Below are 17,924 nucleotides of genomic sequence, written 5' to 3'. Positions count from 1 at the left end.
GGATGAGGTCCGAGCCTAGGGACGGCCGATGCCAATGGACTGACGCGCGAGTGCGGATCGAGTGCCGTCGCCGATCGCCACCGCCCGTGGACGCGACGTGACCTCCGCCGGCGCGCCCGTCAGGCCCGTCGGCGGCGACGGTCGGCAGCGGCCCGCTCGCTGGGACCGTCGTGCTCCTCGGCGAGTTCCCTGGCGTACGACAGCAGCAGGTCGTGGGCGCGGTAGCGGCCGGGCAGGTCCTCGCTGACCAGGTGCGCGCGGCTCAGCTCGCCGATCAGCGCACGTCCGGTCCGCAGTGCGACGCCGGCCAGCTCCGCCGCGCCGGCCGCCGTGATGTCCGGTCCGGGATGGCTCGGCAGCAGTCGGAACAGTCGCGCGGCCGGGGTTGAGAGCGCCCGGTAGGACCAGGAGAAGGCGGCACGCAGGCCGGTCCGCGGGTCGTCGCCGTCGAAGGTGTCCAGGTTGGCGGGCGCGGGGGTCAGCTCGGCCGCGAGCTGTGCCGGAGTCGTCCCCGGCAGGCACGCGGCCCGGGCGGCCACCAGCGCCATCGCGAGCGGCAGCCGGCCGCAGCCGGCGACGATGGCGTCGACCGTGGCCGCGTCGGCGGTGACCTGACCGGCGTCGAACATCCGCAGCAGCGCCGCCCGCGCCTGCGCCACGCTCGGCAGGCAGAGCGTCAACGGGTGGGCGCCGGCCGTGGTCAGTAGGGTGTGCAGCCGGCTGCGGCTGGTGGCGATCACCAGGCAGCCGGGGGTGCCCGGCAGCAGGTGCCGGATCTGCTCGGCGTCGCGGCAGTTGTCGAGCACGATCAGCATGCGCCGGCCGGCGAGCCGGCTGCGGTAGAGACCCGTCTGGGTGTGCAGCTCGGCGGGGATGCCCTCCTGCGGCACGCCGAGCGAGCCGAGGAAGCCACGCAGCGCCTCGGCCGGGCTCATCGCCGGCTCCCGCCCGTATCCGCGCAGGTCGACGTAGAGCTGCCCGTCCGGGTAGGCGGCGGCGAACCGGTGGGCGAGGTGGACGGCGAGGGCGGTCTTGCCGATGCCGGGCATACCGTCGATCGCCAGCACCGCCGGGCCGTCCGGGCGCGCGAGCGCCGCCCGGGCCGCGGCGACGAGGTCGTCCCGGCCGCTGAAGTGGGGCAAATCCGGTGGCAGCTGCGCGGGCCGGGGGAGCGGCGCGGCCGGTTCGGTACGCACTGTGCGCTGGTGCAGCAGCCGGTCGTACGCCTCCCGCAGCTCCTCGCCCGGATCGACACCCAGCTCCTCGGCGAGCCGGTGGCGCACCGCCGCGTACGTCTGGATCGCCTCCGCCTGCCGGCCGTCGGCGGCGAGCGCCAGCAGCAGGCGGCTCTGCAACGACTCGTCCAGCGGGTGCTGCTCGGCGGCCTGCCGCAGGGGCGCCAGCACCGCACCGAGCCGGCCGCAGCGGTCGGCGGCGTCGGCGGCGTCGCGTACGGCGTGGGCGCGTTCTGCCTCGACGGCGAGGAAGGCGGGATGGACGCGGGACGCCGGTTCCAGGCCTGCGGCGCACCGGCCGCGCCACAGCCGCAGCCCGGCGAGAAAGTGCCGCAGCGCCGACTCCGCGTCGCCGTCCTGCAGGCTCCGGGCCGCCCGCCGGCTCGCCGACCGGAACGCCAACAGGTCGAGGGACTCCTCGTCGGCGCGCAGCCGGTAGCCGGACAGCTCGCGGAGGATGTGGCGGCCCGCCGACCGGGTGGGCAGGCCGGGTTCGAGCAGCCGCCGCAGCGCGCCGACGTGCCGGTGTACGACGTTCGCGGCGCTGGGCGGGGCGTCCTCGTCCCAGAGCAGGTCGACCAGCTCGGCCAGGGAGACCGGCGACCCGGCCCGGGCGAGCAGCAACGCGAGCACCAGACGCTGCTGGCGGGCGCCCAGGTGCAGCTCGGCGCCGGCGCGGACGACCCGGATCGAGCCGAGCACCGAGAACCCGATGGTCTCGCCCGCCTGCGCCCGCACAGCGGCAACGGTACGCCGTGCCGCGGGCGGAAGATCAGCCTGTCGAGGGTGGCGGCACCGACGTCGACGCGGCCCGGACCGGGCGGATCAGCCGTGGTGGGCCTCGGCGAGGGCGCGGGCGATCCGCGCGTGCTCGTCGTGGCGCAGGGTGGTGGCGATCCGGACGTGGGACCGCCCGTCGCCGGACACCGTGAACGGCGCACCGGAGGCGAGGCCGATGCCGTCGGCGGCCAGCGACCGGATGGCGCTCGCCGCGTGCCGCACCGGCACCCAGACGGAGAGGCCGGCGACGCCGGTGGGGGCCAGACCGTGCGCGTGCAGCGCCCGCACCATCTGGTGGCGGCGCTGGTGGTAGGTGTCCCGTGCCCGGCGGATCGTCTCCCGGGTCTGCGGGTCGGTGAGCATCTGCGCGAGCGCGCGCTGGGTCAGCACGGACGGCCACCCACCGGTGGCCTTCTGCCGGGCGCGCACCCGGGAGACGACCCGCCCGATCCCGGCCAACGCCCCGACCCGCAGGTGCGGTCCGTGCGACTTGTTCCAGCTGCGGACCAGCAGGGTCTGCCCGGGCAGGAGTTCGCCGAGCGACACGTCGGGGGTCGGCGCGAGCTCGTGGGCGGTGTCCTGCTCCAGGATGACGATGTCCCGGTCGGCGAGCATCGCCGCCAGCGCCCGGGCCCGCCGGCGCGACAGCGCGTGACCGTACGGGCTGGCCATCCGGGTTTGCAGGAGCAGCATTCCGGGCCGGGTGGCCAGCGCCGCGTCGAGCGCCTCGGGCAGCGGCCCCTCGTCGTCGCAGCGCACCGGGACCGCCTGGGCGCCGTGGTCCTCGACGATGTCGAGCAGCGAGGTGGCGGCGGCCTCCTCGACCAGCACCCGGTCGTGCGGGCGCAGGACGACGTCCGCGACCCGGTGGACGGCGTCCTGGGCGCCGCTGGTGACGGTGAAGTCCTCGGCCTCGAACGGCCACGTCGGGCGCAGCACCGTCGCCAGGTGCCCGTCCACGGTGTCGTCCGGGTACGTCCGCCAGTGTGTGCCGGCGACGGCCGCGGCCATCGGGCCGGCCAGGTCGGGCAGCAGGGCCGGGTCGGGATAGGCCGTGGAGAGGTCGAGCCGGACCGGTGGTGGGGGCGGCAGGCTGGCGAAACGCCGACCGGCCAGCCTCCCCGGTCCGCGCACGAAGCTGCCGTGCCGCCGGTCGCAGTGGATCAGCCCGCGCTGGCGCAGCTTCGCCCAGGCGGAGGCGACCGTCGTGGGGCCGACGTGCAGGGCGGCGGCCAGCGCGCGCACGGTGGGCAGGGGCAGGCCCTGGGCGAGCCGGCCGGAACCGATGAGGTCGCCGAGGCGGTCGGCGATCCCACGGGCGGAGCGGTCGGTGAGCATCGGCGCGAGCGCGCTGGCGTGCAGGCGTTCCGGTCGCCGCGCGGTGGCCTCGTCGGCGGCGGGGTCGAGCGTGTCGGTCGTCGCGGCCAAGGCCGGCGTCGGCGTGGGCACGATTTGCGGCCTCGACACCTCGCTGATCATGTTTTTTGATACCCCGTGGGCGGAACCCGCGGCAACCGAGTTGAGGCATTCTTGAGCTTTCTCAGGCGGCGGCGGTAAAGCGAACAAACGCGAACAGTGCAGCCACTGTGGAGATCGGCGTACGACGTTACGGTTCAGCCACGCTCCATCTACGACGATTGATGTCGAGACGGAAGGTTCGCCGATGCTCAAGACCCGTCCACCGTTGCTGTACGGCGCCTGCGCAGCCCTGCTGGCGCTGGTCGGAGCCACCGTGACCGCACCGGGCGCCGTCGCCGGCCCCGGCCTCACGCACGCCGCGGCGTCCGCCCGCGCCGCGATCCCCACCCCCGAGCAGCACTTCGGCTTCCGGATGGGCACGGAGGGGAAACTCGCCGCCTATCCCGACGTCCTCCGGTACATGAAACTGATCGCCGAACGGTCCGACCGCGTCGACTACCGGCCCGTCGGGCCCACGACGATGGGCAACGAATACGGGACCGTCATCATCAGTTCACCGAAGAATCTGCGCCGACTGGACCGCCTGGTCGAAATCAACCAGAAACTCGCCGACCCGCGCCGCACCACACCCGACGAGGCCCGGCGGCTGGCCGCCGAGGGGGTGCCGTTCTACCACCTCGAGGCGACCATCCACTCCAGCGAGGTGGGCAACGGGCAGGCGATCAACGACATCGTGCACCGCCTCGCCACCGAGGACTCCGACTTCACCCAGAAGGTCCTGAACAACTCGGTGATCGTCCTGGTGCCGTCGCAGAACCCCGACGGGCAGCACCTCGTCATCGACCACTTCAACCGGACCGCCGGCACCGACTACCGGCGGACCTTCCCGGACCTGTACCACAAGTACACCGGTCACGACGACAACCGCGACTGGACGATGTTCACCCAGATCGAGGCGCGCTACCGGCTCGAACTGGAGAAGAAGTACCGCCCGGCGATCGTGCACATCATGCACCAGAAGGGCAACTCCGGCAGCCGCATCTTCGTCCCGCCCTACGGCGGCATCACCAGCGAGAACGTCCCGGCGAACATGAGCTCCTCGGTCGCGGCGCTCGGTCAGCACGCCGCCCGGGCGCTGGCCGCCGCCGGCAAGACCGGCGTCGGCAGCCTCGACTACCACATCTTCTGGACCCTGGAGCAGCCCGGAGGGTACTTCCCCTTCACCGGCTCCGGCATCTACCTGACCGAGATCGCGTCGGTGACCGACTACGCCTACCCGCAGGTCTCCCGCGACGGCCGACCGCTCGGCCCGCAGCAGGCCCGGATGAACCTCATCGAGCCGTACCGCTCCGACGTCTGGACGCTGGCCGACATCGTCGACTACGCGAAGATCGCCACCTACGCCGGCATGGAGTACACCGCGGACAACGGCGAGAAGCTGCTCTACGACAACCTGTACGCGGTGCCGCACGAGTACCTGACCAAGGGCGTCCCGTCGGGCACCTTCGCCTTCGTCGTCGATGCCGAGCAGCGTGACCCGTACGCGACCTTCGAGATGCTCCAGCGCCTGGAGTGGACGGAGGTGGAGATCGAGCGCGCCACCGCGCCGTTCGTGGCCGACGGCCGGCGTTACGCGGCCGGCTCGTACGTCATCAGGATGCACCAGCCACGCGGCAACTGGGCGCACCAGGTCCTCGGCACCGACCGGTACCCCGAGGTCCGCGACTGCGCCGACTGCCCCGTCCTGCTGCCGTACGCCGAGGCGACGACCAGCCTGCCGCTGCAACTCGGCGTCGACGTCGCGGAGATCCGCAACCCGTTCGAGGCGCGGCTGCAGCGGGTGACCGGGGTGAAACCACCGCAGGTGGCGATGCCGCCCGCTCCCCGCGCCACGGGCGCCTACCTGGTCCGCCCCGAGTCGTACGGCACGATCCAGATCGTCTCGGCGTTGCAGGACGCCAACATCCCGACGTTCCGCGGCGCCGAGGCGTTCCGGGCCCAGGGCACCGACTACCCGCCCGGCACCTACATCGTCCCGGCCACCCCGCAGGCCCGGCACGTCCTGGCCAGCGCGTCGGCCCGGGTCGGTGTCCAGGTCACCGCGGTCGACCGCAGCCCCCGGATCCCCGGCGTGCAGCTCAAGCCGAAGACCCGGGTCGGTCTGCTGCGCGGCATCGGGAACATGCCGGGCGGCTGGGACATGTGGCAGTTCGACCAGTACGGCATCAACTACGACGTGGTCTCCGCCCAGGACTTCCAGCGCACGTCGCTCAACGAGCTGTACGACACCGTCGTCGTCTCCTCCGGGGTGTCCCGCGACGACATCGTGGAGGGCCTCGACCCGGCGCAGTACGACGAGGCGTACTCCTGGGCCTACGGGGTGGGGGAGAAGGGCTGGCGCAAGCTCCAGCAGTTCGTCCGCAACGGCGGCACCCTGCTGGCGATCGGCGACTCCGTGCAGACCGCGCAGCAGCTGCTCGACCTGCCGATGAAGCCGGCGCTGCCCGAGGACGAGGACCAGTTCGTCACCGGCGGCAGCCTGCTGCACCAGGAGTTCGACCCGGACAACCCGGTCGCGTGGGGTATGCCCGAGTCGTGGCCGGTCTGGCTCTACGACACCCAGGCCTGGGAGCTCACCGACGACTCCGGGCAGGTGGTGTCGCGCTACCCCGCCGAGGGTGAGGTGCTGGCCAGCGGCTACCTGCGCGGCGCCGAGCACATCCGCGGCGCCACCAACGTCGCGTCCTTCTCCGTCGGCAAGGGGAAGGTCGTCACGTACGGCAGCGAGATCACCTTCCGGACGCTGCCCCGTTCGCAGTTCAACCTGCTCTACAACGCGATCTACCACGGCCCGGCCGCGCCGGTGGACGCGACCGCGGTCCAGCAGCTGCGACCGCAGTTCGGCCCCGACGGCCGCCCCGCCCCGCGCTGACGCGAGGAATCCCTTGGGTGGTCGCCGCGCGCGGCGACCACCCGGGGGTACCCCCGCGCCCCGGACACCGACCCCAGGAGGTTCCCCATGCGAACCTGGATGAGGAGAGGTCTGCTACCCGCGGCCGCCCTCCTTGCCCTGACCGTGCCCCTCAGCAGCGGTCTCGTCCCCAGCTCCACCGCCCACGCCGCACCACGCGTCACCACGCCGGAGCAGTTCTTCGGCTTCACGCTCGGCACCGAGGGACGGCTCGCCCGCTGGGCCGACCTGGTCCGCTACTACAAGCACGTCGCCGACCGGTCCGACAAGGTGCTCTACCAGGAGATCGGCAAGACGGCCACGGGAAGGCCCTTCCCGCTGCTCACCGTCAGTTCGCCGGGCAACCTGGCCAAGCTCGACCGGATCAAGCAGATCAACCGGCGGCTGGCCGACCCCCGCGGGCTCACCGAGGCGCAGGCCCGCAAACTCGCCGCGGAGGGCAAGCCGGTCTACCTGCTGGAGGCCGCGATCCACTCCACCGAGGTCGGCACCGCCCAGGTCATCCCCAACATCCTGCACCGGCTCGCCGACGAGAAGTCGACCACGGTCACCGAGATCCTCGACAACATCGTCCTGCTCGTCATCCCCGCGCAGAGCCCCGACGGCACCGAGTGGGTCGGGGACTACTTCAACGAGACCGCCGGGACGAGCTACGCCCGTACCTACCCCGACCTCTACCAGAAGTACATCGGCCACGACGACAACCGCGACTGGTTCATGTTCACCCAGCCGGAGACGAAGCTCAGCGTCGCCCTGCAGAACGACTGGAAGCCGCAGGTCGTCCAGAACCTGCACCAGATGGGCTCCGGCAACGCCCGGATCTTCATCCCGCCGTACCTGTCGCCGAACGACCCGAACATCGACCCGATCACCGTCCAGCAGACCAACGCGCTGGGCATGGAGATGTCCCGCAGCCTCACGGCCGAGGGGAAGAAGGGCGTCACCTGGGGCTCGACCTACGACTACTGGACGCCGTCGCGGCAGTACATGACCTACCACGGCGCGCCGCGCATCCTCGTCGAGGCGGCGAGCGCCCGGGACCTGGCCTACACGTACACCAGCAGCAACGGCGGGCCGATCGGGCCGCAGGAGCCGGACACCAACTTCATCGAGCCGTACGACCAGTCCTCCTGGTCGTTGGCGCAGATCGTCGACTACCTCGACACCACGGTCTTCGCGGGCCTGAGCAACGTGGCCAAGTACCACGCCGAGTGGCTGTTCAACTTCTACCGCACGCAGCGCAACGCGGTCAGCCCCGGCGCGGGCAAGCCGTACGGCTACGTCCTCCCGGCCGACCAGCGCGACCCGTTCGCCACCTACGAGCTGCTGACCGTCCTGCGCACCGGCGAGGTCGAGATCGAGCAGGCCACCGCCGCGTTCACCGCCAACGGCAAGCGCTACGACGCGGGCTCCTGGATCATCCGGTACGCGCAGCCCTACGGGCGGTTCGCCAAGACGCTGCTGGAGGTGCAGCACTACCCCGACCTGCGGGAGTACCCCGGCGGCCCGCCCCAGAGCCCGTACGACGTGACCGCGCAGACCCTGCCGATGCTGCTCGGCGTGCGGGTGGACACCGTCGCCCAGCCGTTCACCGCCTCGACCACCCAGGTGCGGACCGTGCGACCGGCCACCCCGCCGTTCCCGGGCCAGCCCGGTGTCCGGGGCGCCTACCTGGTCGGTCCGGAGTCCTACGGCACCGCGATGTTCATCGCCGCGCTGCAGAAGGCCGGGGCGCGGACGCTGCGGGCGAGCGCCGAGTTCGGCGCGGGCGGTCGCACGTACGCCCCGGGCACGCTGATCGTCGAGCCGACCGAGGAGGCCCGCGCGGCCCTGCGCGAGGCGTCCCGCAAGACCGGCGTGCCGGTCCACGGCGTCGGGCAGGCCCCGCGGGTCACGGCCGAGCGGCTCAAGGACGGCACCCGGATCGGCCTCTACCGAGGCGTCAACAACATCCCGGGCGGTTGGATGAAGTGGCTGTTCGAGCAGTACGGGCTCGGCTTCACCGAGGTGGTCGCGGACGACTTCACCGGTGACCTCAACGCGAAGTACGACACCATCGTGCTGCCCGCGGGGATCAGCCGCAACGACCTCGTCTCGGGCCTGAACCGCGACCGCTACCCGGCGCAGTGGTCGTGGGCGTACGGCGTCGGCGAGTCCGGCTGGGCGGAGCTGCGCCGGTTCGTCGAGGACGGTGGGACGCTGCTGGCCATCGGCGACTCGGTGGCGACGGCGCGGCAGCTCGCGAACCTGCCCATCACCCCGGCGCTCCCGTCCGACGAGCACGAGTTCTACTCGCCCGGCAGCATCCTGAGCCAGCGCTTCGACACCGCCGACCCGGTGGCCTGGGGCATGCGCCCGGACACCCCGGTCTGGTTCGGCGAGAACGACCAGGCGTACACGGTCACCGGCGGCGACGTGGTGTCGTCGTTCCCAGAGTCCGGTGAGCAGCTGCAGAGCGGCTGGCTCATCGGCGGCGAGCACCTCAACGGCAAGGCCAACATCGTCAAGCACCGGGTCGGTGCAGGGCTGATCGTGACGTTCGGCAGCGAGCCGACGTTCCGCACCTGGTCCCGTGACCCCAGCCGGCTGCTGTTCAACGCGATCTACCACGGACCCTCGACCGTGGTGCAGCCGGACGCGCTGCGCGACCGGTAGCCGCACCGGCGGTTCCCGACGCGGGGGCCACGTCCGTCGGACGTGGCCCCCGGTCCCGTCTGGCCGGCCGCGGCGACGGCGGGCGCGAGCGAGTGGCAGGGCCGCGGACGGCGAGCGGACGACATCCGCGCTCACGCCCCCGCGGTGCGGGTGACCGTCAGCGAATCCACCGTTGCGCGGGCGGTGACGGTGCTTGAATCCGACCAGAGCAACCGTCGAGGAGAGGCGCGGACGACGTCCGCCCGTCGAGGAGCCCGTCATGCAGATGACCGCCACGGACAACCACGCCGTCGCCCAGGCGGTGCACGACATCGGCTCCGCCCTCTGGTTCGGCGGCACGGTGATGGGCGTCGCCGGGGTGAACAAGTCGGGTAGCGACCTGCGGGACGGCATCGACCGCATCCGCGTCGCCGAATCGGCGTGGGGCCGATTCGGTCCGGTCCAGTGGTTCGGCATCGGCGCCACCCTGCTCGCCGGCGCGCAGCTGGCCCGAGTGGGTGGGCGACGCATGGCGCTGCAGAAGGGCTTCGGGACCGTCGGGGCGGTGAAGGCCGGGCTGGCCGTGGCCGGCGCCGCGGCCACCGCGTACGCCGCCTACTGCGGCAGCAGGATCGGCCGGCTCGCCGAGGAGGCGCACCGACGCGGTGACAGGGTCGAGGTGCGCGACGCGACGCTGTCGACGCCGGAGACGCCGGCCGAGATCGCCGTCTGGCAGCGACGGCAGCGGCTGACCCAGTACCTGGTGCCGGTGCTCGCCGGGGCGAACATCGCCTGCGGCTCGTACCTCGTCCAGTCGTACCGGATGGGAGCGACCGGCAAGGGCGTCCTCCGGCGTCTGCTGCCGGACTGACCCGGCCGGAGGCCATCGCCCGCGCCGGTCGGGGTCGCCCGCCTCGTCGCGGCCGGGCCGTCCTCGACCCGCGGGAACCGGCTCAGATCGCGATGGTCTGGGCGGTCAGGTGATCCAGCACGGCCCGGACGTCGCCGTCGGTGCGGGCCATGATCCGGCGCTGTCGGGTCGCGCCGGTGCCCTCGCGGTGTACCCGGTCGATCTCGCGTCGCACCAGATCCAGGTCGCCGTGGCGGGTCAGGGCGGGTGCGACGGTGGCGAGCAGATCCGCGACGAGGTCCCAGGCCGGCCGCGCGCCCCCGCCGCGGAGGTCGATGAGTTCGCCGTCGACGCCCTCGTGAGCGGCCCGCCAGTGCGCGGCGGCGACCAGGCACCCCCGGATCCGGGGTGCGGGCACCCCGGCGTGCACGTCATCGATCACGGTGGCGACCAGGGCCCGGGCCAGCGCGGCCACGAGCAGCGTGTCGTCGACGGTGGGGCAGACGTCCCCGACCCGCACCTCCACGGTGGGATAGGCGGCGGACGGCCGGGCGTACCAGTAGACCATCGCGGCGTCCAGCATGATCCCGGCGGCGATCAACTCCCGGACGGTGGCGTCGTAGTCGGCGACCGACTCGAAGTGCGGGGTGGGCCCGATGCTGGGCCACCGCTCCAGCTGCATCGAGCGCCAGCTCGCGTGCCCGGTGTCGCGGCCGTCGTGCAGCGGCGAGTTCGCGGTGAGCGCCTGCACGACCGGCAGCCACGGGCGCAGGTGGTTGCACACCTGCACGGCCAACTCCCGGTCGGGCACGCCGACGTGCACATGGCAGCCGCACACCGCCGGGTCGTGCGCCACCGGCCCGAACCGGCGCGACATGGCGTGGTAGCGCTGCTCGTCCGGCACCGAACGGTGCGCCTCGCAGACCGGCGTGGCGCCGACCGCCACCAGCCGCGCCCCGGCGGCCTCCGCCGCCTCGGCGGCGGCGCGGCGCAGGGCCACCAGGTGCTCGCGGAGCTGCGCGAGGTCGGTGCAGACGGGAGTGACCATCTCCACCATGCTGTGCCGGAACTCCTGCCGGCTCTGCTCGCGGGCGGTGCCGGACAACGCCTCGCGCACGCGGTCGGCGACGGGCAGACTCTCCCCGGTCGCCGGGTCCAGGAGCAGGAACTCCTCCTCCACGCCCAGGGTGAGCGTGGTGGACCCGGTGCGTGTCGCGGGGGCGGTGACGTGCTGGCGCTTCATGGTCGTATCCGATCTGCGGGCGGTGGCGAGCCCGCCGGAGCGGGGCGTGACTGATCCTGGGCAGGGCTGCTCAGAGCAGGCCGCGGACGGCCCGCAGCGCGGCGTCCACGTCCTCGGCGGAGTTGGCGATGGTGGGGCCGAAGCGCACGTACGACGGGTTATAGGGGCTGCTGCTGGCCACCACTCCGGCGGCGGCGAGGCCCTGCACCGCCGTGCCGGGGGAGAGGCCGGCCAGCTCGCAGCAGACCAGGCCGGCGGAGAGATCGGTCGAGACGGGGGTGACCAGCTGCACCCCCGCCATGCCGGCCAGCCCCGCCTTGAGCTGGTAGGCCAGCTCCCGTGTCCGGGACTGGATCCGGTCCGGGCCGATCCGAAGGTGCAGCGCGAACGCCTCGGCCAGGGCCCACCGGTGCTCGAAGCTGTGGTAGCCGCCGGGGGAGTTCGCGTAGCCCGGTGGGGTGGGCGGGGCGCTGTCGATGCCGGAGCGCCAGTGTTCGATGCTGCGCCAGTCGAAGGTGGGAATGGTGGGCGTGACGCGCTGCCACGCCCGCCCGGTGCCCCAGACGACCCCGGTGCCGCGGGGGCCGAGCAGCCACTTGTGGCAGCTGGACACGAGGAAGTCGCAGCCCAGCTCGTCGGGGGCGGCTTTCTCGGCGGCGAAGCCGTGCACGCCGTCGAGGCAGAGCAGGGCCTGCGGGGCGCGGTCGCGGACGACCTCCGCGAGCTGCCGCACGGGGAGCTTGACCCCGGTGCCGGAGTGCACCCAGGTGATCGCGATGACCCGGGTCCGGTCGGTCAGCGCCTCCGCGAAGTTGGTGACGACCTCGTCGACGGAGGTGATGGCCGGGTCACGGTAGAGGCGGACCTTGCGGAACTCGACGCCGTCGCGTTCCGCGCGCAGGCGCAGCGACTCGTGCGTGGCGTAATGGTCGTGCGTGCTGGTCAGCACCTCGTCGCCGGGGGCGAGCCGCAGGCCGGCGTAGAGCAGTCCCAGGCCCATGGTGGTGGAGTCGGTCAGGGCGATCTGCTCCGGGGCGCCGCCGAGGTACGCGGCGGCGAGCCGACGCGTCGCACCCTCCAGCAGTTCCTCGTTCGTGCCGAGGTAGCCGGTGGGGTCCCGGTCCAGACCGTCGCGGTGCCGGGCGATGGCGGCCCGCACCGGCGCGGGATGGCTGCTGTACAGGAACGTGGACAGGTCGTGGTGGGTGTCGTCGAGGATGAACAGCCGCCGGACGCTGTCCCAGTCGGACGGGTCGAAGGAGTCCGGGCCGGTCGTCGAGTCGGGGCTCCCCTGCGCCATGTCTCGACGGTACGAGGCGCACCGCCCTCCCGATGCCGTTTTCCGCCCGACCCGGGCCGCTCCTGGCCGGCCGCGCAGGGCGTGATCCACCCGGCGGCCCTGCTGTCACTGGTCGCCGTGGTTGCCCGCCCAGTGACCCCCCACCGCCGGTGTGTCGGCGCGGATCGTCGTCCGGTTGCCGTCCAGGTCGTTCTCCACCACCCGGCAGTTGAAGCAGCTGCCCCGCTCGGTGATCCAGATCCCGGCGGTCTGGGTCCGTGAGCCGCTGTCGCGGATGAGGTTGCCGCGGATGGTGACCGAATCGGAGCTGGCGTTGATGGTGATGCCCGCCCGGTCGGCCGGGGCGTCCGGCAGCTCGTACGCCGTGCCGGGCAGCGGCGTCCCGGCGCTCCAGCCGCTGATGACCCCGGGACGGATGGGGGCCAGGGTGAGCGTGTTGGCGTCGTTGGCGGCCACGACGGCGTACCGGCGGCCGACCCGCAGCACCTTGCCCCGGTGCCCGTCGGCCGGCCAGGCCGCGTCGTGCTCGACCAGCCCGTTCTCGGTGTAGCGCACCGACTCGCCGTGCCCGCTGGCGGCGGGGGCGCACTGGCGGCCGTTGTTGCGGATCCGGTTGTTGATGATGACGGCGTCGCGCAGCGGCCGGTCGAAGCGGATCCCGTCGAGGCTGTTGCCCCAGATGTCGTTGCTCTCGATGACGATCTCCTCGGCGGCGACCTGATCGCCGCCGCCGAGGTCCTGGTGGTGGTAGCCGTAGCGGCCGTTGCCGCTGATCCGGTTGCCCCGGACGGTGTAGGGGCCGGGGGTGTTGCCGATGCTGACCCCGTCGCGCAGGTTGCCGTCGATGAGGCAGTCGGTGAGCAGGCCGCCCTTGCCGGGGATGCCGGTGGTGCCCTTCGCCGAGACCTGGAAGCCGGCCTCCAGGTTCCCGGCCATCGTGCACCCGGTGACGATCAGCCCGTCGGCGCCCCAGTCGGAGATGCCGAACCGGTTGCTCTCCGCGTGACAGCCGATGATCCGGATGCCCCGCGGCTGGGGGCGGTCGGCGTGCTGCATCTCCAGGAAGATGCCGTTGGTCGCGTTGCCGACCGCCACGCAGTTGGCGATGGTCAACCGCTCTATCGGCCCCCAGCCCCCGATGCCGATGCCGATGCCCGCCCCGCCCATCTCCAGGCCGTTGTCGAGCCGGCCGCACTCCAGCACCCGGACCCCCTCGACCAGGGTGTCCTGCAGGAAGTCGCAGCCGAAGCCGGTGCCCGCGGTGTGGTGGATGAACAGGTTCCGGAACACCGCGCCGGTCACGTACTGCAACCCGAGCCCCTTCGCCAGCGGGCTGTACGCCGTCGACGCCACCCCCGACCCGTCGATCTCGAAGTCGGCGAACGTGCAGTAGGCGAGGTGCCGGTCCGGGCTCGCCCCGTGCAACTGGGCGGTGTAGAAGGCCAGCGGCACCGGCTGGGCCCGGTTGCCCTCGTTGCTGAGGACGAAGCGGGTGGCGCCCGGTCCCGCCCCCATCAGCGAGACCCCGCTGCGCCACACCGTCCCGGCGTCCCGGATGGCGTACACCCCGGGTGGGCAGTAGATCACCCGCGCCCGGCCGTCCGCGGCGAACGCGTTGCCGAGCAGATCGACAAGCGCGGCGAGCGCCGGCTGGTCATTGGTCGTGCCGTCCCCGGTCAGACCGTGGTCGCGGGCGTCGCAGAGCAGCGGCGCCCCGGCCACGGCGTACGGGCGCACGCCCGACGCGGTCGGCGTCACCGGACCCGGCACCTGCCATCCCCTTCCCGGTGGGGCGGCCCGGTCGCCCTCGCGGCCCTCCGCCGCCCGTCCGCCGGGCCCGCCGGGGTTGACGGCGGACCTGCCCTGACGGTACGACGGCGGCGGGGCCGGCCGAGGGAGTTCGCCGAGGGCACGGCACCCGGCGCGCCGGGGCGGCCGTGTTCACTCCGGGCTCTGCCGGGTAACGGCAGGTCATGGCGCGGTACACGAGGCCCGAACTCCGGGAGCAGATCAAGGAGGAGATCAAGGCCTCCGACCGGGGCGGCCGGCCGGGGCAGTGGTCGGCACGCAAGTCGCAGCTGCTCACCAAGGAGTACCAGCGGCGCGGTGGGGGCTACCAGGGCCCCAAGGACCCACGGCAGAAGTCCCTGCAGCGGTGGGGAGCCGAGGAATGGCAGACCCGCACCGGTGCGACCCGGGCGCGCCGCGACGGTGAGACGAGCCGCTACCTGCCCAAACAGGCGTGGGAGGAGCTGTCGGAGAAGGAGCGGCGCGCGACCGACCGCAAGAAGCGGGAGGCGTCGCGCACCGGCCGGCAGTACGTGGGCAACACCGGCCCGGCCAAGCGGGCCCGCCGGGACGCGACGGCGGCGGAGCAGCTCTCCGAGCTGCCCGTCGCCGAGGCCGCGAAACTCGTCCGCGGCCTCGACACGAACCAGCTCAGGGCCGCGCTGCGACGCGAGCGCGGCGGCAAGGCCCGCAAGACGCTCCTGCAGCGGATGCAGGCGGAACTGGACCGCCGCTGAGCGGCCCACCGCCGAGCCGCTGCCGGCCTCAGCTCACCGCCCGCTTCACGAGCGCGGCGATGCGCGCCTCCACCTCGGCGGTCACCTCGGTCAGGGCGAAACCGGCCGCCCACATCGTGCCCTCGTCCAGGTTCGCCTGGTCGCTGAACCCGAGCGTCGCGTAGCGGGCCTTGAACTTCTCGGCGCTCTGGAAGAAGCAAACGATCTTGCCGTCCAGGGCGTAGGCGGGCATCCCGTACCAGAGCTTCGGTGCGAGGACGGGCGCGTTCGCCGTGACGACGGCGTGGACCCGCTCGGCCATGACCCGGTCCGACGGCCGCATCTCGGCGATCTTCGCGAGCACGGCACGCTCCGCCTCCGCCGCCTTCTCCGCCCGGGAGCCGCGCCGCGCCGCCGCCCGCAGCTCCTTGGCGTGCTCCTTCATCGCGGCCCGCTCCTCGGCCGTGAACCCCTCGTGGACGGTGCTCGTGGTGCCGGTCATGCTCGCTCCCTGTGGTCGTGGGTCGTCCGCGGCCCGATCGTCCCGGGCGACCGCTGTGGTCACAGCCTCTCCCGACCGGGGTGCGGGCCGCCTCCGTGCCGACCACGGAGACCACCACGGAATCGCGAGCACGGACGGGCGTCCGCGAAGGGGTTAGCCGGATTTCTCCCCGCGGCGGGGGAGCTTCCAGTCCGGCCGGACGTAGTGGCACGTGTAGCCCTCGGGGTACCGCTCCAGGTAGTCCTGGTGCTCCGGCTCGGCCTCCCAGAAGGGGCCGGCGGGGCTGACCTCGGTGACCACCTTGCCCGGCCAGAGGCCGGAGGCGTCCACGTCGGCGATCGTGTCCTCGGCCACCCGCCGCTGCTGGTCGTCGAGGTAGAAGATCGCCGACCGGTAGCTGGTCCCCACGTCGTTGCCCTGACGGTTCTTCGTCGTCGGGTCGTGCACCTGGAAGAAGAACTCGAGAAGATCGCGGTACGACAGCACGGCCGGGTCGAAGATGATCTCGATCGCCTCGGCGTGGGTGCCGTGGTTGGTGTACGTCGCGTTCGGCACGTCGCCGCCGGTGTAGCCGACCCGGGTGGCGACCACCCCGGGGCGCTTGCGGATGAGGTCCTGCATGCCCCAGAAGCAGCCGCCCGCCAGGATCGCCTTCTCGGTCGTGCCGGTCATCGCCGTCGCTCCCCGTCCGAACGGGCGAACACCCTCTCGTACTCGCCGTAGCCCTCGCGTTCGAGGTCCCCGCGGGGGATGAAGCGGAGCGAGGCCGAGTTCATGCAGTACCGCAGTCCGCCCGTCTCGACCGGCCCGTCGTCGAAGACGTGGCCGAGGTGACTGTCCCCGTGCGCCGACCGGACCTCGGTGCGGACCATGCCGAGCGTGGAGTCGGGGATCTCGACCACGTTGCCGGGCTCGACCGGCTTCGTGAACGTCGGCCAACCGGTGCCGCTGTCGTACTTGTCGACCGAGGCGAACAGCGGCTCGCCGGACACGACGTCGACGTAGAGGCCCGGTTCCTTGTTGTCCCAGTACGCGTTGTCGAAGGGCGTCTCCGTCCCCGCGTCCTGGGTGACCCGGCGCTGCTCCGGCGACAGCCGGGAGATCGCCTCGGGGTCCTTCCGATACTGCTCCGCCACCGTTGTCTCCTTCCGCAGGGGCCGTCGGTGCGTCGGTGCTCCCCGGCGCGTACCCCACCGCCGGTCGCCTACGCGCCCGCCCCGCGACCGGCTCATCCAGGGGGATACGAGCGGTGAGCCGCGGCTTGTCCGGTTTCTTTCCCGGTGCTCCCTGCCGTACCCCGCTGGACACCTCCCGAGCGCGACGGCCATGATCATGAGGTTTCTCGCCGGCCGACGGCCGGGCACGACACGGGGAGGCCGGGATGCGGGTGACGGTACGGGCCGCGAGGCACGGCGACGCCGGGGCGCTGGGCGACCTGCGCTGGCGGCGACTGACCGAGGAACGCGGCTACCGCGGGACGGACCGTGCCGCCTTCCTGGACCTGAGGCCCGCACGCTGGACCTGGAGCACGTGACCGTCCACTCCACCGAGCGGGCGGTGCCCTTCTACCAGCGGGTGGGCTTCCAGCACGACCGCCGCTGGCTGCGCTGGCAACCGGAAACCGTCGACCACACGTAGACCCCCGGCCATGTGACCGTCGCGGCGCCATCACGTCGATCGTCGACTGTGGATCTCCCGTACCCCAATGCCTCGGGAGGCACCGTGCGACGCCGTACCCGGCTCCTCGCCGCATCCATCGCCGCCGCCACCGCCGTGGTGGCCACGACCACCGTCCTCGCCGGACCGGCCGCGGCCGCCCCGCCCGGCGTTCCCAGCAAGGCCACCGCGCAGAGCAACCTGTACAGCCTCACGGTCGCCGCCGAGGGCAGCACGAGCGGCTACAGCCGCGACCTGTTCCCGCACTGGACCACCGTCTCGGGCAGCTGCAACACCCGGGAGACCGTGCTGCGTCGCGACGGCAGCGGCGTCGTCGTCGACGGCTCCTGCTACCCGACCTCGGGCAGCTGGTACAGCCCGTACGACGGGGCGACCTGGACCAACCCCGCCGACGTCGACATCGACCACGTCGTGCCGCTGGCCGAGGCCTGGCGCTCGGGGGCCAACGCCTGGACGACGGCCCGTCGGCAGTCGTTCGCCAACGACCTGAGCGGCCCGCAGCTGATCGCGGTGACCGACAACGTCAACCAGGCCAAGGGCGACCAGGACCCATCGAGCTGGAAGCCGTCCCGCACCGCCTACCACTGCACGTACGCCAAGATGTGGATCCGCACCAAGTACACCTGGAGCCTGAAGCTGCAGAGCGCCGAGAAGTCGGCGCTGCAGAGCATGCTCAACACCTGCTCGTCCTGAGCCGGGGCGGTGAGCGGTGCGGGCCCGCACCGCGCCCCGCCCCCGGGCGGGCGCCGCTGCCGGCCCGCTGTCCCCGGCCGCACGCCCCCGGCCAGGCTCACCCCCTGGCGCGCGCT

The 17,924-nt window shown here is 72.8% G+C and carries 14 protein-coding genes; 6 read left to right on the top strand and 8 right to left on the bottom strand.

What is annotated here, in order from left to right; all coding sequences use genetic code 11:
* Nucleotides 1–119: 119 nt before the first annotated feature.
* Together SM573_RS27120 and SM573_RS27115 are read right to left on the bottom strand one after the other, a co-directional pair.
* On the bottom strand, nucleotides 120–1,973 hold the full coding sequence (locus SM573_RS27120) for an AfsR/SARP family transcriptional regulator (protein WP_474614153.1): 1,854 nt from the start codon (nucleotides 1,971–1,973) through the stop codon (nucleotides 120–122).
* A gap of 87 nt (nucleotides 1,974–2,060) precedes the next feature.
* Nucleotides 2,061–3,482 (bottom strand): aminotransferase class I/II-fold pyridoxal phosphate-dependent enzyme, encoded by a 1,422-nt coding sequence (locus SM573_RS27115; RefSeq protein ID WP_474614154.1) that lies wholly within the window; start codon nucleotides 3,480–3,482, stop codon nucleotides 2,061–2,063.
* Between the two features lie 196 nt (nucleotides 3,483–3,678).
* On the opposite strand from SM573_RS27115, the gene SM573_RS27110 reads away from it, so the two are divergent.
* From SM573_RS27110 to SM573_RS27100, 3 genes are all read left to right on the top strand, one after another.
* Nucleotides 3,679–6,366, top strand: a complete 2,688-nt coding sequence (locus SM573_RS27110; protein WP_474617343.1) for a M14 family zinc carboxypeptidase — start codon at nucleotides 3,679–3,681, stop codon at nucleotides 6,364–6,366.
* Between the two features lie 87 nt (nucleotides 6,367–6,453).
* Complete coding sequence (locus SM573_RS27105; protein WP_474617342.1) at nucleotides 6,454–9,060, top strand: M14 family zinc carboxypeptidase; 2,607 nt, start codon at nucleotides 6,454–6,456, stop codon at nucleotides 9,058–9,060.
* Nucleotides 9,061–9,319: 259 nt separating this feature from the next.
* A complete protein-coding gene (locus SM573_RS27100; RefSeq protein ID WP_474614157.1) occupies nucleotides 9,320–9,910 on the top strand; it encodes a hypothetical protein in 591 nt (196 codons plus the stop codon).
* An 82-nt stretch (nucleotides 9,911–9,992) separates the two neighbouring features.
* On the opposite strand, the gene SM573_RS27095 is transcribed toward SM573_RS27100, so the two are convergent.
* The 3 genes from SM573_RS27095 to SM573_RS27085 all read right to left on the bottom strand — a co-directional run bounded on the left by SM573_RS27095 (nucleotide 9,993) and on the right by SM573_RS27085 (nucleotide 14,190).
* On the bottom strand, nucleotides 9,993–11,132 hold the full coding sequence (locus SM573_RS27095) for a carboxylate-amine ligase (protein ID WP_474617341.1): 1,140 nt from the start codon (nucleotides 11,130–11,132) through the stop codon (nucleotides 9,993–9,995).
* Between the two features lie 70 nt (nucleotides 11,133–11,202).
* A complete protein-coding gene (locus SM573_RS27090) occupies nucleotides 11,203–12,432 on the bottom strand; it encodes an aminotransferase class V-fold PLP-dependent enzyme (protein ID WP_474614159.1) in 1,230 nt (409 codons plus the stop codon).
* A gap of 105 nt (nucleotides 12,433–12,537) precedes the next feature.
* Complete coding sequence (locus tag SM573_RS27085; RefSeq protein ID WP_474617340.1) at nucleotides 12,538–14,190, bottom strand: right-handed parallel beta-helix repeat-containing protein; 1,653 nt, start codon at nucleotides 14,188–14,190, stop codon at nucleotides 12,538–12,540.
* Between the two features lie 215 nt (nucleotides 14,191–14,405).
* Here SM573_RS27085 and SM573_RS27080 point away from each other — a divergent pair, with 215 nt between their 5' ends.
* The gene (locus SM573_RS27080; protein WP_474614161.1) at nucleotides 14,406–14,957 is read left to right on the top strand and encodes a DUF5872 domain-containing protein; all 552 of its coding nucleotides are present in this window, start codon (nucleotides 14,406–14,408) and stop codon (nucleotides 14,955–14,957) included.
* Nucleotides 14,958–14,985: 28 nt separating this feature from the next.
* On the opposite strand, the gene SM573_RS27075 is transcribed toward SM573_RS27080, so the two are convergent.
* The 3 genes from SM573_RS27075 to msrB all read right to left on the bottom strand — a co-directional run bounded on the left by SM573_RS27075 (nucleotide 14,986) and on the right by msrB (nucleotide 16,574).
* A complete protein-coding gene (locus tag SM573_RS27075; RefSeq protein WP_474617339.1) occupies nucleotides 14,986–15,438 on the bottom strand; it encodes an iron chaperone in 453 nt (150 codons plus the stop codon).
* A gap of 153 nt (nucleotides 15,439–15,591) precedes the next feature.
* Nucleotides 15,592–16,110 (bottom strand): peptide-methionine (S)-S-oxide reductase MsrA, encoded by a 519-nt coding sequence (msrA, locus tag SM573_RS27070; protein WP_474617338.1) that lies wholly within the window; start codon nucleotides 16,108–16,110, stop codon nucleotides 15,592–15,594.
* Complete coding sequence (gene msrB, locus SM573_RS27065; protein ID WP_474617337.1) at nucleotides 16,107–16,574, bottom strand: peptide-methionine (R)-S-oxide reductase MsrB; 468 nt, start codon at nucleotides 16,572–16,574, stop codon at nucleotides 16,107–16,109. Before msrB ends, msrA begins: the two co-directional genes overlap by 4 nt.
* A gap of 245 nt (nucleotides 16,575–16,819) precedes the next feature.
* Here msrB and SM573_RS27060 point away from each other — a divergent pair, with 245 nt between their 5' ends.
* Together SM573_RS27060 and SM573_RS27055 are read left to right on the top strand one after the other, a co-directional pair.
* On the top strand, nucleotides 16,820–16,972 hold the full coding sequence (locus SM573_RS27060) for a hypothetical protein (protein WP_474614165.1): 153 nt from the start codon (nucleotides 16,820–16,822) through the stop codon (nucleotides 16,970–16,972).
* A gap of 221 nt (nucleotides 16,973–17,193) precedes the next feature.
* Nucleotides 17,194–17,808 carry an HNH endonuclease family protein gene (locus SM573_RS27055; RefSeq protein WP_474617392.1) on the top strand — a complete coding sequence of 205 codons (615 nt, stop codon included), beginning with the start codon at nucleotides 17,194–17,196 and terminating at the stop codon, nucleotides 17,806–17,808.
* Nucleotides 17,809–17,924: the final 116 nt, after the last annotated feature.

The sequence above is a fragment of the Micromonospora xinjiangensis genome, from assembly GCF_056150165.1.
The sequence above is the reverse complement of the archived record's forward strand: the minus strand, read 5'-3'. Positions and strand labels throughout refer to the sequence as shown.